At 72.1% G+C, this 12,938-nt stretch carries 10 protein-coding genes and 1 pseudogene; 5 read left to right on the top strand and 6 right to left on the bottom strand.

Annotated elements, in window-relative coordinates; translation table 11 throughout:
• Nucleotides 1-172: 172 nt before the first annotated feature.
• Nucleotides 173-961, top strand: a complete 789-nt coding sequence (locus ABEA26_RS05160) for a carbon-nitrogen hydrolase family protein (RefSeq protein ID WP_345589627.1) — start codon at nucleotides 173-175, stop codon at nucleotides 959-961.
• A gap of 49 nt (nucleotides 962-1,010) precedes the next feature.
• Nucleotides 1,011-2,708 carry a flavin monoamine oxidase family protein gene (locus tag ABEA26_RS05155; RefSeq protein WP_345589626.1) on the top strand — a complete coding sequence of 566 codons (1,698 nt, stop codon included), beginning with the start codon at nucleotides 1,011-1,013 and terminating at the stop codon, nucleotides 2,706-2,708.
• A gap of 79 nt (nucleotides 2,709-2,787) precedes the next feature.
• Here the strand turns inward: ABEA26_RS05155 and ABEA26_RS05150 are convergent.
• Together ABEA26_RS05150 and ABEA26_RS05145 are read right to left on the bottom strand one after the other, a co-directional pair.
• Nucleotides 2,788-2,988, bottom strand: a pseudogene (locus ABEA26_RS05150) (LLM class F420-dependent oxidoreductase); the annotation flags it as partial.
• Between the two features lie 19 nt (nucleotides 2,989-3,007).
• Nucleotides 3,008-3,703, bottom strand: coding sequence for a DUF5995 family protein (locus tag ABEA26_RS05145; protein ID WP_345589625.1), 696 nt, complete (start codon nucleotides 3,701-3,703; stop codon nucleotides 3,008-3,010).
• A gap of 173 nt (nucleotides 3,704-3,876) precedes the next feature.
• On the opposite strand from ABEA26_RS05145, the gene ABEA26_RS05140 reads away from it, so the two are divergent.
• Nucleotides 3,877-5,022 (top strand): glycoside hydrolase family 6 protein, encoded by a 1,146-nt coding sequence (locus ABEA26_RS05140; RefSeq protein ID WP_345589679.1) that lies wholly within the window; start codon nucleotides 3,877-3,879, stop codon nucleotides 5,020-5,022.
• On the opposite strand, the gene ABEA26_RS05135 is transcribed toward ABEA26_RS05140, so the two are convergent.
• A complete protein-coding gene (locus tag ABEA26_RS05135) occupies nucleotides 5,004-6,422 on the bottom strand; it encodes a uracil-xanthine permease family protein (protein ID WP_345589624.1) in 1,419 nt (472 codons plus the stop codon). The genes ABEA26_RS05140 and ABEA26_RS05135 overlap by 19 nt on opposite strands.
• Before the next feature lie 184 nt (nucleotides 6,423-6,606).
• Between ABEA26_RS05135 and ABEA26_RS05130 the strand changes: the two genes are divergently transcribed.
• A complete protein-coding gene (locus tag ABEA26_RS05130; protein WP_345589622.1) occupies nucleotides 6,607-7,065 on the top strand; it encodes an acyl-CoA thioesterase in 459 nt (152 codons plus the stop codon).
• On the opposite strand, the gene ABEA26_RS05125 is transcribed toward ABEA26_RS05130, so the two are convergent.
• Complete coding sequence (locus ABEA26_RS05125; protein WP_345589621.1) at nucleotides 7,025-8,236, bottom strand: MFS transporter; 1,212 nt, start codon at nucleotides 8,234-8,236, stop codon at nucleotides 7,025-7,027. The two genes, ABEA26_RS05130 and ABEA26_RS05125, sit on opposite strands and share 41 nt — an antisense overlap.
• 130 nt (nucleotides 8,237-8,366) lie before the next feature.
• Between ABEA26_RS05125 and ABEA26_RS05120 the strand changes: the two genes are divergently transcribed.
• On the top strand, nucleotides 8,367-9,629 hold the full coding sequence (locus ABEA26_RS05120) for an ROK family transcriptional regulator (protein WP_345589620.1): 1,263 nt from the start codon (nucleotides 8,367-8,369) through the stop codon (nucleotides 9,627-9,629).
• 136 nt (nucleotides 9,630-9,765) lie between these two features.
• Here the strand turns inward: ABEA26_RS05120 and ABEA26_RS05115 are convergent, their stop codons facing one another.
• A complete protein-coding gene (locus ABEA26_RS05115) occupies nucleotides 9,766-10,200 on the bottom strand; it encodes a hypothetical protein (protein WP_345589618.1) in 435 nt (144 codons plus the stop codon).
• 342 nt (nucleotides 10,201-10,542) lie between these two features.
• A complete protein-coding gene (locus ABEA26_RS05110; RefSeq protein WP_345589616.1) occupies nucleotides 10,543-12,924 on the bottom strand; it encodes a chitinase C-terminal domain-containing protein in 2,382 nt (793 codons plus the stop codon).
• Between the last annotated feature and the right edge of the window lie 14 nt (nucleotides 12,925-12,938).

Below are 12,938 nucleotides of genomic sequence, written 5' to 3'. Positions count from 1 at the left end.
ACGACCCGGAGGTACGCCCCGCGGGCCAGTCGCGCAACGAATCGCCGGAATGTGACCGGTGAACGCAACGATCCGCTCAGCGGCGCGCAACGGCTCCTGCTTGTCCGGCCGAGTCCGCCGACCGTACCGTCTATCTGGCCCCCCGACCCCCTCCCACCGGTGAGGAACACGCATGCGCACCGCCCTGCTCCAGAGCTCCGGTCGGCCCGGCTCCACCGTCGAGAACCTCAAGGTCCTCGACGAGGCCGCGGGCCGCGCCGCCGCCGCGGGCGCCGGGCTGCTCGTCACCTCCGAGCTGTTCCTGACCGGGTACGCGATCGGCGACGGCACCGGCCGCCTCGCCGAGTCCGCCGACGGCGACGCGGCCCACGCGGTCGCGGAGACCGCCGCGCGGCACGGCCTCGCCGTCGCCTACGGCTACCCCGAGCGGGCCGGCGAGAGCGTCTTCAACTCCGTGCAGCTGATCTCCGCCGAGGGCACGCGCCTGGCCAACTACCGCAAGACCCACCTCTTCGGCTGCTTCGAGCACGACCACTTCGTCCCCGGCCGGCAACCGGTCGTGCAGGCCGAGCTGAACGGTCTCACCGTCGGCCTGATGATCTGCTACGACGTCGAGTTCCCGGAGAACGTGCGCGCCCACGCCCTGGCCGGCACCGACCTGCTGCTCGTGCCGACCGCGCAGATGCACCCGTTCCAGTTCGTCGCCGAGTCCGTCGTGCCCGTGCGGGCCTTCGAGAACCAGCTGTATGTGGCGTACGTCAACCGGGTCGGCCGGGAGGGCGAGTTCGAGTTCGTCGGGCTGTCCGTCCTCGCCGGCCCGGACGGCACCGCCCGCGCCCGGGCGGGACGCGGGGAGGAGCTGGTCCTCGCCGACGCCGACCCGGCCCTCCTCGCCGCCTCCCGCGAGGCCAACCCGTACCTGAAGGACCGCCGCCCCGGCCTCTACGGGACCCTCGCCTGACCCCCACCGCCACCTCCCCCGTTCCACCCGTGCAAGGAGTCCGTACCCCATGACGTCCACCGTGCCCAACGCGATCGAGCACGCAGACGAGCAGCAGCCGCCGATCACCATGTTCGGGCCGGACTTCCCGTACGCGTACGACGACTTCCTCGCCCACCCGGCGGGCCTCGGCCAGATACCGGCGACCGAGCACGGCACCGAGGTCGCGGTCATCGGCGGTGGCCTGTCCGGCATCGTGGCCGCCTACGAGCTGATGAAGATGGGCCTCAAGCCCGTCGTCCACGAGGCCGACAGGATCGGCGGCCGGCTGCGGACCGTCGGCTTCGACGGCTGCGACGAGTCGCTGACCGCCGAGATGGGCGCGATGCGCTTCCCGCCGTCCTCCACCGCCCTTCAGCACTACATCGACCTGGTGGGACTGGAGACGCGTCCGTTCCCCAACCCCCTCGCCGAGGCGACGCCCTCGACCGTCGTCGACCTCAAGGGCGAGTCGCACTACGCCGAGACGCTCGACGACCTGCCCCAGGTCTACCGCGACGTCGCCGACGCCTGGGCGAAGTGCCTCGAGGAGGGCGCCGACTTCTCCGACATGAACCGCGCCCTGCGCGAGCGCGACGTCCCGCGCATCCGCGAGATCTGGGCGAGGCTGGTCGAGAAGTTCGACAACCAGACCTTCTACGGCTTCCTCTGCGACTCGGAGTCCTTCAGGTCCTTCCGCCACCGCGAGATCTTCGGCCAGGTCGGCTTCGGCACCGGCGGCTGGGACACCGACTTCCCCAACTCCATCCTGGAGATCCTCCGCGTCGTCTACACCGAGGCCGACGACCACCACCGCGGCATCGTCGGCGGCTCCCAGCAACTGCCGACGAGGCTCTGGGAGCGCGAGCCGGAGAAGATCGTCCACTGGCCCCACGGCACCTCGCTGAAGTCCCTGCACGCGGACGGCGAGCCGCGCCCGGCGGTGACCCGGCTCACCCGCACCGCCGGCAACCGCATCACCGTGACCGGCGCCGGGGGCGACATCCGCACGTACCGGGCGGCGATCTTCACCGCCCAGTCCTGGATGCTGCTCTCGAAGATCGCGTGCGACGACTCGCTCTTCCCGATCGACCACTGGACCGCCATCGAGCGGACCCACTACATGGAGAGCTCCAAGCTCTTCGTGCCGGTGGACCGCCCCTTCTGGCTGGACAAGGACGAGGACACGGGGCGGGACGCCATGTCGATGACGCTCACCGACCGCATGACCCGCGGTACCTACCTCCTCGACGACGGCCCCGACAGGCCCGCCGTCATCTGCCTCTCCTACACCTGGTGCGACGACAGCCTGAAGTGGTTGCCGCTGTCCGCGAACGAGCGGATGGAGGTCATGCTGAAGTCGCTCGGCGAGATCTACCCGAAGGTCGACATCCGGAAGCACATCATCGGCAACCCGGTGACGGTCTCCTGGGAGAACGAGCCGTACTTCATGGGCGCGTTCAAGGCCAACCTCCCCGGTCACTACCGCTACCAGCGGCGCCTGTTCACCCACTTCGTGCAGGAGGAGCTGCCCGAGGACAAGCGGGGCATCTTCCTCGCCGGCGACGACATCTCCTGGACGGCCGGCTGGGCCGAGGGCGCCGTCCAGACCGCGCTGAACGCCGTCTGGGGCGTCATGCACCACTTCGGCGGCCGGACCGACGCGACCAACCCCGGCCCGGGTGACGTCTACGACGAGATCGCGCCGGTCGAGCTCCCCGAGGACTAGTCCGCGGGCCGGCCCCGGTCCGTCGCTAGACCCCGGCCGCCCTTGCCTTCTCGTACACCTCGGCGGCCAGATCCTTCAGCTACTCGGCGCCCCGCGCGGAGCCCTGGAGGTCGATGAGGATCTCGTCGAGGCCGATCTCGGCGTGCGCGGCGAGATCCTCGACGATCTGGTCGACGCTGCCGTGGAAGGGGCGGCGGTCGGTGCCCTCGTGGCCCGACGCGCGGTACCGGGCGTTGACCCGCAGCATCGTGCGGATCGGCCGGCGGTTCCGGGAGCGCGCACCGGGCAGCCGGGCCGGATCAGTCCGGCAGCGGGGTGAGCAGCATGCGTCCCGCGAAGCCCACGGCCGAGTCCAGCCGCTCGGTGAACTCCCCCGCGACATCGGGCAGCCGGCGCAGCGCCCACAGCGCGCGAGCCGTCGTCCAGGCGGCGTCGCGGGCGCGTTCAAGACTCCAGGAGCCGAGCAGATGGGTCAGCGGGTCGGCGACCTGGAGGACGTCCGGACCCGGCATCAGCTCGTCGCGGACGCGCTCCTCCAGCGACACGAGGAGATCGCCCACTCGGTCGAACTCGTCCTCCAGGTCGACGGGTTCGCAGCCGAGCGTACGACAGGTGTCCACAACGGCCAGCGCGAGATCGTGGCCGATGTGCGCGTTGACGCCCGCCAGCGCGAACTGCAACGGCCGTACGCCGGGATGGCGGCGGAACTGGAACAGGGGCCGCCAGCACGCGGGCGGACGCTGTCCCTCCTCGAACGTGTCGACGGCGGTCAGGTAGCGCTCCGCGAACCGTACGTCCAGCGCGATCGCGGCCCGTGCGTCCGTGAAACGACCGCTGTCGATGTGCCGGTCGACCGCTTCGGTGACGGCCAGGTAGACGCGGTTGAAGACCGCCACCCCGTCCCTGGCGGGCAGCGTCGTGTGGAGGGCACGCATCCGGGAGAGGACGGTGTCCACGGTTTGGACGTCCCCCGTGACTTGTTCGCAGTACGCCATGGCGGCAGCGTGGCACCTTTAGGCTGGCGGGAGTGCCGGCGGGCCCGACGCTTCCCCAGAACGGGGGAACGCACCCGTCGCACGGGGGAGGGGGAACCCTAGTGTCAGGCCTTCGTGCCCGGCGCCTGGCCGCTCGCAGGGCCGAGCGCAGGCGTGCCGCCCGCCGCAGCGCGATGGTCGCGGCGGCGTCCGTCGTGGTCGCGGTGGGCACCGCGACCGGCATGCTGTCCGCTCTCGGTGACGACGGCGGCGGTGTGGACGAGGCCCGTCCGCAGGTGACGCGGTCGCCGTCGCAGGGCTCCCTGCCCGGACTGCCCTCGCCGTCCGTGTCGGCGACGCCGTCGGCCTCGGCCTCGCCCTCCGCCTCGGCGAAGAGGACGAGTTCCGCCCCCTCGCCGAAGCCGAAGAAGAAGTCCGAGAAGGCCGACGCGAAGGAGTCCCGGACCTCCCCGGCCTCCTCCCGCCTCTACCGGCACCCCGAATCGCAGGTCCTCGACTGGGTCCGGGCCCACCCCGACGACCCGCGCCAGGACGTCATCCAGTCCCGTATAGCCGATCACCCGGCCGCCGTGTGGTTCGCCGACTACACGCCCGGGACCATCACCTCCCGGGTCCGCGCCGTCACGTCGGGCGGTGCCGAGGCGGGCCGGGTGCCCGTGGTGGTGCCGTACGCGATACCCGACCGTGACTGCGGCGGCCACTCCCAGGGCGGGGCGCCCGACCTCGACGCCTACGACGACTGGATCGACCGCTTCGCCGCCGGGCTCGGCTCCGGTGACGTCGTCGTCGTCCTGGAGCCCGACTCGGTAGCCCAGGCGGAGTGCATGTCCGCCGGTGAGCGCGCCGACCGCTTCGCCTCCCTGGCCCGCGCCGGCCGGGTCCTGAAGAACGCCAACCCGAACGCCCGGGTCTACTTCGACGCGGGGCACTCCGGCTGGCACGCGCCCGCCAAGCAGGCGGGCTGGCTGAGGCAGGCGGGCGCCGCCTCGGCCGACTCCTCCGACGGCATCTTCAGCAACGTCTCGAACTTCCACACCACCGCCGACGAGGTCGCCTACGACCGCGCGGTCCTCGACGCCCTGGGCGGCCCCGCGAGCCTGGGCGCCGTCATCGACACCAGCCGCAACGGCAACGGCGCCCCGGCCGACGGCCAGTGGTGCGACCCGGCCGGCCGCGAGATCGGCCGCGCACCGACCCTGAGCACCGGCATGGGGCGCATCGACGCCTACCTGTGGGTCAAGCTGCCCGGGGAGTCGGACGGCTGCAAGGGGAAGCCGGGCACCTTCACGCCGTCCTACGCCTACGACTTGGCGCGCTGAGACCCGTCGCCCTCGCCCTCGCCCTCCGCCTTCTCGTCGTAGGAGGAAGTGCCCTCGTCCAGCAGCGGCTGCTGCGTCTTGAGGTGGGCCGGGGCGAAGGCCCGCAGCGCGTGGTAGCCGGTGATGACGACCACGGTGCCGAGCGCGATGCCGCTGAGGGAGAAGGTGTCGGTGAACTCCATGCTGACGTTGCCGACGCCGATGATGATGCCCGCGGCGGCCGGTACCAGGTTCAGCGGATTGCGCAGGTCCACCTTGGCGTTGATCCAGATCTGCGCGCCGAGCAGGCCGATCATGCCGTAGAGGATGACCGTGATGCCGCCCAGCACCCCGCCGGGGATCGCGGCCACGACCGCGCCGAACTTCGGGCAGAGGCCGAAGAGGAGGGCGAAGCCCGCGGCGGCCCAGTAGGCGGCCGTCGAGTAGACCCGGGTCGCGGCCATCACGCCGATGTTCTCGGAGTACGTGGTGTTGGGCGGGCCGCCGACCGCGGTGGACAGCATCGAGCCGACACCGTCCGCGGAGATCGCCGTGCCGAGCTTGTCGTCGAGGTTGTCGCCGGTCATCTCGCCGACCGCCTTGACGTGCCCGGCATTCTCCGCGATCAGGGCGATGACGACCGGCAGGGCGACCAGGATCGCCGACCACTCGAAGCTCGGCCCGTGGAAGGACGGCAGCCCGATCCAGTCGGCCTGCCCCACGGCGGAGAAGTCCAGCCGCCAGTGGTCGGTGAGCTTGCCGCTGCCGTCCACCGAGTGAATCTTCCCGAAGACCCGGTCGAGGGCCCAGGAGAGGGCGTAGCCGAAGACCAGACCCAGGAAGATCGCGATCCGTGACCAGAAACCGCGCAGGCAGACCACGGCCAGGCCGGTGAACAGCATCACCAGCAGCGCCGTCCACTGGTCCTGCGGCCAGTAGGTGGAGGCGGTGACGGGGGCCAGGTTGAAGCCGATCAGCATCACCACCGCGCCGGTGACGATCGGCGGCATCGCGGCGTGGATGATCCGCGCCCCGAACCGCTGCACGGCGAGCCCCACCAGGAACAGCGCGGCACCGACGACCAGGACCGCCCCGGTCACCGTCGCGCTGGTGCCGCCCTGGGCCCGGATCACCGCGGCGACGCCGACGAAGGAGAGCGAGCAGCCGAGATAACTGGGCACCCGGCCGCGGGTGGCGAGCAGGAAGATGACGGTCGCCACGCCCGACATCATGATCGCGAGGTTGGGGTCAAGGCCCATCAGGACCGGAGCCACGAAGGACGCCCCGAACATGGCCACCACATGCTGGGCGCCGAGCCCGGCCGTGCGGGGCCACGAGAGCCGTTCGTCGGGGCGGACCACCGCTCCGGGGGCGGGTACCTTTCCGTCCCCGTGCAGCTTCCAGCGCACGCCGAGGTCCATGGTGAGGTTTCGCTTTCTCTGTACGTGAGGACTGTCCGGACCATTGTCAGGGGTGCGGGGTGGTCCCGTGTCCGGCGCCCCCGGCTGACCAGCACCTTCCCGGCCTTCACTACTGAGCGACCGCTTAGGATGGAGTGGATCCGTCGTACGTGAGCACAGCCGAGCAAGACCAGGAGCCCCGCCCGTGACCGCCGAAGCCCCCGCCGCCCCCGTCCTCTCCTACGGCCGGCTCGTCCCGGCCACCGTCCACTTCGACGACCTGGACGCGCTCGGCCTGCTGCACAACGCCCGCTACCCGGTGATGGTCGAACGGGCCTGGGCCGAGCTGTGGACCGAGCACGGCTTCCGGTTCGAGGGCGACTGGGCGGCGGCCGGCGACGCCTGCAACGCCGTCAAGGAACTGACGATCACCTACGAGGCGCCCGTCACCCGGCCGGGCGCGTACGCCGTCCACCTCTGGCTGGACCGGCTCGGCACGACCGGGCTGACGTACGGCTTCCGCTTCTGCTCGGCGGACGGTGCCACCACATACGCCCGCGGCACCCGTGTGCTGGTCCGGCTGGACCCCGGGACGCTGCGCCCGGCGCCGTGGAGCGACACCTTCAGGACCGCCGGTCGGGCACTGCTGCGTCCGACGGACTGATCTTCGGACGCTCCCGGTCCCCGGCGCGCAGCACCTTCGCGAACACCACCAGGCAGAAGGCCAGCGCGGTCACCAGACCGAACGACACCACCAGGCTGGTCGCCTGGGCCAGACCGCCGATCGCGCTGGGGGCGACCAGACCGGAGGTGTACGTGATGGTGGCGACACCCGCGATGGCCAGGCTGGGGTTGGAGCCGGCGCGGCCGGCCGCGGCGAAGCACAGCGGGATGACGACGGCGATGCCGAGACCCATCAGCGCGAATCCGGTCATCGCCACCGCCGGATGGCCCCCGGCGACGACGAGCAGACCGCCCAGGGTGGCCAGCACACCGCTCACCCGGACCGTGCGCACCGCGCCGAACCGGTCCACCACCCTGTCCCCGGCGAACCGGGCCAGCGCCATGGTCAGCGTGAAGCCCGTCGTGCACGCCGCCGCCAGACCGGGCGAGGCCTCCAGCTGGTCCCGCAGGTAGACCGCCGACCAGTCCAGGCTCGCGCCCTCGGCGAACACCGCGCAGAACCCGACCGCGCCGATCAGCAGCGCGGACCTGGGCGGCAGCGCGAACCTGGGGGGCGGATCCTCGTCCTCGGCGGGCTGGAGGTCCAGCACCCGGGCGCAGGCGACCAGGCCCACCAGGGTCAGCACCGCGGCGGCCAGGGCGTGGTGCAGCCGGGCATCCGCCTCCAGATGGGCGGCGAGCGTGCCGGCCGCCGAGCCGATCAGGGCGCCCGCGCTCCACATGCCGTGCAGGCCCGACATGATCGACTTGTCGAGCCGGTTCTCGATCTCGACGCCGAGCGCGTTCATCGCCACGTCCGACATGCCCGCCGTGGCGCCGTAGACGAAAAGGGCGAGGCACAGGGTGAGCAGGCTCGGCGCGAGAGACGGCAGGAAGAGCGCCAGCGTCCACAGGGCCAGCAGGCCGCGCAGCGCGGTGCGGGCACCGAAGCGGTGGCTGACGCGGCCGGCCAGCGGCATGGCGACCGACGCGCCGAGCGCCGGGAAGGCGAGCGCCAGGCCCAACTGGCCCGCGCTCACCCCGGCATGGTCCTGGATCCACGGCACACGCGTCGCGAACGAGCCGGTGACGGCCCCGTGCACGGCGAAAACGGCCGCCACGGCATACCGGGCGCTCCTCACCTCGCGTCGCTCGTAGACCACCGCGCTCATTTCCGGGCCCTCCGTCGGGTCTGTCGCACTGCCTGCCTCCACTGCGTCGCGTAAACTATCAGGGTCCCTTCCTGATAGATAGGGGGTTGCCGGTGCGGACCCCGCGCCGCCGATCTGGAAGGATCCCGGCATGCCCGCATCCCCGAGCACCGCCCGGGCCATCAACGACCGGCTCGCACTGGACCTGCTCCAGCGGGAGGGCCCGTTGACGGCAGGGCGGTTGAAGCAGCTGACCGGCCTGTCCCGGCCCACCGTCGCCGACCTCGTCGAACGCCTCACCGTCTCCGGCCTGATCGAGGTGGCGGGGGAGTCGGGCGAGCAGCGCCGCGGCCCCAATGCCAAGCTGTACGGCATCGTCGCCGGGCGCGCCCATCTCGCCGCCCTCGACGTGCGCACCGAGAGCGTCGCCGTACTGGTCTCCGACCTGCTCGGCCGGGTGCTGGCCGAGGCCTCCGTGCCGATCGGCGACAACACGGGGACCGGCCCCGCGGTGGAGCGGGCGGTGGGCCTGGTCGAGCGCGCGGCGAAGGAGGCCGGCGCCGAGCGGCTGCACACCGTCGGCATCGGCGTGCCCGGTTTGATCGACCCGGCCGGCGGTGAACTCCGCGGCTCCAGCGGCCTGCCCGAGTGGCACCGCCGGCTGATGGCCGCGTTGCAGGAGAGGTATCCCGAGGCGCGGGTCGGCGTGGAGAACGAGACCAACCTCGCCGCCCTGGCCGAGCAGCGCGACGGGGCGGCCCGGGACCGGGACACGTTCGTCCTGCTCTGGCTCGGCCTCGGTATCGGCGCCGCGGTCGTCCTCGACGGCACCCTGCGGCGGGGCGTGTCCGGCGGCGCGGGCGAGATCGGCTTCCTGCCGGTACCGGGCACCTCGGGCCTGCCGTCGGCCACCGACTGCGACGGCGGGTTCCACTCCGTGGCCGGGGCGACGGCGGTGGCTGCCCTCGCGGCGCGGCACGGCGTGACGGCGGTGCCCGAGGGGCCCGAGCCGCACGCCGCCGCGCTGGTGCGGGAGGCGGTACGGCGGTCGTCGACGGACAAGGACGGGGAAGGGTGCGGGGACGGGGAGGAGTGCGGGGATCACTCCCAGAACCACCACCCGGACCACGCCGCCGCTGAGCGCTTTCTCGACGCGCTCGCCGACCGGGTCGCCCTCGGCGCCGCGGCCGTCGTCTCCGTGCTGGACCCAGGTTGCCTGGTGCTGGCCGGCGAGATCGGCCGGGCAGGCGCCGGCACACTCGCCGACCGCGTCCAGCGCCGCCTCACACGGATGTCACCGCTCGCCACCGAGGTACGGCCCAGCACGCTGGGCGGCGGTGCCGTACTGCGCGGGGCTCTGCTGACCGCCCGCGACCGCGCCCAGGACGTGCTGTTCGCCCCGCAGGGGCGGTAGCCCGCCATGTGCTCGACGCGCTCCCCCGCCTCGGCCGCGGGCGGTCGCGTCGCGGGGGGCGGCACGGGTGGGCGCGGCGGCATCGTGCGGCGCCTGACGGAGCCGGTGCCCACCGGCCCTCTCGGCGGTGGTCCTCTCAGGGCGCCGGGCGCCGCGCCGTGTGGCCGGGCTCCCGGAAGGCGTCCCCGCCCGCCGCCACCCACAGCAGCACGGCCGGCAGCAGCACCGCCGCTCCCAGCAACACCATGAACCCCGCGCCGCTCGCCGCCGACAGGGGCTCCAGATGCCGGGCGTGAAAGAGAAGATGGACGACGGCGGACACGAGGTAGGCCACCAGCGCGGTGACGACCAGAAGCCGTTCCATCGCCACCACCGCCGCGCACAGCACCACCGCGAGCGCGACGCTGGCCCCGCCGAAGTCCCGCAGCAGATGTTCGTTGTACGGCGGCAGGTGCGACACCCAGGGCCACTTCCAGAACAGCTCGGGCAGCAGCATGACCCACAGCCCCAGCACCACCTGCGCGCAGGCGAGCAGTCCCAGGCCCGCACGCAGCCACGCCCGCCTGCTCATCCGCTCCACCTCCGAGTCCCGCCTCGAACCGCACCGCCGGACACTCCTGGGACGTCCCGTTGCCGACCGCCGACCGCCGACCGCCGACCGCCGACCGCCGACCGCCGACCGCCGGCACGGGCGCGAGGAGTCCGCCCGTGCGGAGACCCGGTGAGCCTTCCCCGCCGGCGACACCTTCACCCGGTGGTCCGGGCCGGACGGCGACGGACGGGCCGGTGGCGCTCGGACCCCTCGGTGATCGCGGCCGTCACGCGTCCCACCCTGCCCGAGGCCAGGGGGACGCTGTGGGAGACCCGGCGGCGGGCAAGGCTCGTCACCGCCGCCGGGCCGGTCTTGCCGGGGTCAGCAGGCGCCGAGGTCCTGCCAGACGCCCCACTCACCGGTGGTGCCGGGCTCCTCGCCCTTCGTCCACCACTTGGACTTCCATGAGTGGCCCTCGTGGGACACCGTGCTGCCACTGCCGTACTCCGTGCCCGCCGCCCAGGCCGGGGCCGCGCACTGCCCGGCGCCGTCCGTCGGGCTCGGGCTGGGGCTCGGGCCGGGAGACTCCGTGCCCGTGGGCGTGGGAGTCGGTGCCGGCGTCTGAGCCCCGGGGTCGACCACGGTCGTGCCCCGGGCCAGGTCCCCCGCCAGGGAGTACGTCTTCCCGCCGAACGCCACCGTCCAGTTCGACGGGGTCGAGACCGGCAGGTAGTAGACGAAGTCCACCGTCGTGGACGCGCCCGGCGCCAGCGACTGCCAGGCCGGCAGTTTCAGCGACACCCGGTGGTAGTCGCCCTTCAGACCGCCCACGTTGCCGCCCGTGTGGTCGCTGCGGATCACCGACGTGCCCCAGCCGGACTGGTCCTTCGCGTTGCCGGGCGCGGAGGTGGCGTAGTCGAACCGGAACTCCGTACCGCCGGGCAGCGGCGTCTCCGTGTTGTTGGTGATCTTCAGCTTGGGGCCGATCGGGTAGTTGGAGTCGCCGAGCGGGAACTCCCCGAACTCCACGTCGATGTCGAGCGCCTCGGCCGGCATGTCGATCGTGGCGCGCTCGGCACCGTAGGGGGAGGCGTTCTTGAACGTGTCGTACATCGTGTCGGTCAGCGTCGAGCCGGGCACATACTGCCCCTTGCCCGCGTCCCAGGCGTAGTCGCCCGCGAGCTCCCACACCATCGTGCCGCCGATGCCGCGGTCGACGACGTAGTCCGCCTTGGCCTGGACCGACTGCTCGTCCTCGGTGGACAGGAAGACCTTCTTCTCGGCGTTCCACAGCCAGGGCGCGACCAGCGTGGCGTCGTACTTGCGGGCGTAGGTCCCGGTCAGCTTCGTGTCCGCCGGGAATCCGTAGTCGGTGACGTAGTCGCCGACGACGCCCTTCTCCAGGTTCTTCGCGTGCCACATCGGGTTGGAACCCGCGGGCGACTCCTCGCCGTTGGTGTCCAGGTCGTGCCACAGGTTGTCGATGCCGACCGCGCCGTCACCGCACTTGGTCAGGCCGGAGCCGGCCGGGCAGTCCGTGGAGGGCGCCCTGCCCCAGAGCCCGTCGGTGCCGCCGGTGACGTTCTTGAAGCCCCGCGTGTAATAGGGCAGCCCGATGTTGATGCGGCCGGCCGGCATCGAGCCGCGGAAGTAGTGGTACGCCCAGTCGGTGTTCAGGTACCCGATACCGCCGTACTGGGAGGTGGAGTACACACCCCCGGCGGCGAGCTCGGGGTCCTTGCCGTCGTCGAAGAGGGAGGCGTTCGGGCCGACGTACTCGTTCCAGGCGCCGTGCAGGTCGTACGACATGATGTTGACGTAGTCCAGGTACTTCTGGACCTGGAAGGTCTCCATGCCGCGCAACAGATACCCGGAGGACGGCGCGGCGACGGAGAGGAGGTAGTGCCTGCCGTCCGCGGCGCCCGCGCGGTCGAGCTTCTCGCGCAGCGTCTTCATCAGGGCCGCGTAGCCCTCGACCAGCCCGGCCCGGCGGCCGTTCGCGAAGGACCAGTCGAGCGGGTTGCCCGCGTCCTTCATCGTCGTCGGGTACTCGTAGTCGATGTCCACGCCGTTGAAGCCGTACTTCCGGACGAAGTCGACCGCCGAGTCCGCGAAGGTCTCGATGCCCGCCCGGTTGACCGAGCCGTCGGCGTTGGTGGCCATCGAGTAGAAGCCGCCCGAGTCCACGCGCGTGCCGTCGTCCGCGAAGTGGCCGCCCGTCTCGGCCCAGCCGCCCACCGAGATCATCGTCTTGACGTCCGGGTGCTGCTTCTTGAACTTGTTCAGCTGGTTGAAGTGGCCCTTGTAGGGAAGGTCCGGGTCCATCTCGGCGCCCTCGACCCCCGGCCACGTCATGCCGGTCGCCGGGTTCTTCCCGCTGTCCGCACCCACGGAGAGCTTGTTCTCGCCGTCGACGTGGGCGAAGGCGTAGTTGATGTGGGTGATCTTGTCCCACGGGATGTCGGAGGCGAGGTAGGCGGGCTTGCCGTCCTTGCCGGTGCGCCAGCTCGTGAAGTAGCCGATCACACGGCGCGGGTGGTCGGCGCCCATCTTCTCCCGGCCCGCCGAGTCGTAGACCGAGCAGTAGGGGACGTCGACGCCTGGGGTCTGGTAGAGCCCGTCGGGGCGGCAGTTCTCCTGGCCGGCGGCCTGCGAGGCGGTCGCCGGGAGGCCGGCGAGCAGCAGACCGCCGACGGCGGCGGCAGCCGCGAACAGGGCCGGCCCCGCTCTGTGGCGGGTTCTGGAGCGTGACGGGGAAGGCACAGTCGGTTCCTCTC

Origin of the sequence: Streptomyces marokkonensis (assembly GCF_039539045.1) — a bacterium.
Lineage (GTDB): Bacteria > Actinomycetota > Actinomycetes > Streptomycetales > Streptomycetaceae > Streptomyces > Streptomyces marokkonensis.
The sequence above is the reverse complement of the archived record's forward strand: the minus strand, read 5'-3'. Positions and strand labels throughout refer to the sequence as shown.

What these genes read in the sequence shown, in the direction of transcription:
- ABEA26_RS05160 (WP_345589627.1), top strand. Translation starts at nt 173, where the DNA reads ATGCGCACCGCCCTGCTCCAGAGCTCCGGTCGGCCCGGCTCCACCGTC.
- ABEA26_RS05155 (WP_345589626.1), top strand. Translation starts at nt 1,011, where the DNA reads ATGACGTCCACCGTGCCCAACGCGATCGAGCACGCAGACGAGCAGCAG.
- ABEA26_RS05145 (WP_345589625.1), bottom strand. Translation starts at nt 3,703, where the DNA reads ATGGCGTACTGCGAACAAGTCACGGGGGACGTCCAAACCGTGGACACC.
- ABEA26_RS05140 (WP_345589679.1), top strand. Translation starts at nt 3,877, where the DNA reads ATGGTCGCGGCGGCGTCCGTCGTGGTCGCGGTGGGCACCGCGACCGGC.
- ABEA26_RS05135 (WP_345589624.1), bottom strand. Translation starts at nt 6,422, where the DNA reads ATGGACCTCGGCGTGCGCTGGAAGCTGCACGGGGACGGAAAGGTACCC.
- ABEA26_RS05125 (WP_345589621.1), bottom strand. Translation starts at nt 8,236, where the DNA reads ATGAGCGCGGTGGTCTACGAGCGACGCGAGGTGAGGAGCGCCCGGTAT.
- ABEA26_RS05120 (WP_345589620.1), top strand. Translation starts at nt 8,367, where the DNA reads ATGCCCGCATCCCCGAGCACCGCCCGGGCCATCAACGACCGGCTCGCA.
- ABEA26_RS05115 (WP_345589618.1), bottom strand. Translation starts at nt 10,200, where the DNA reads ATGAGCAGGCGGGCGTGGCTGCGTGCGGGCCTGGGACTGCTCGCCTGC.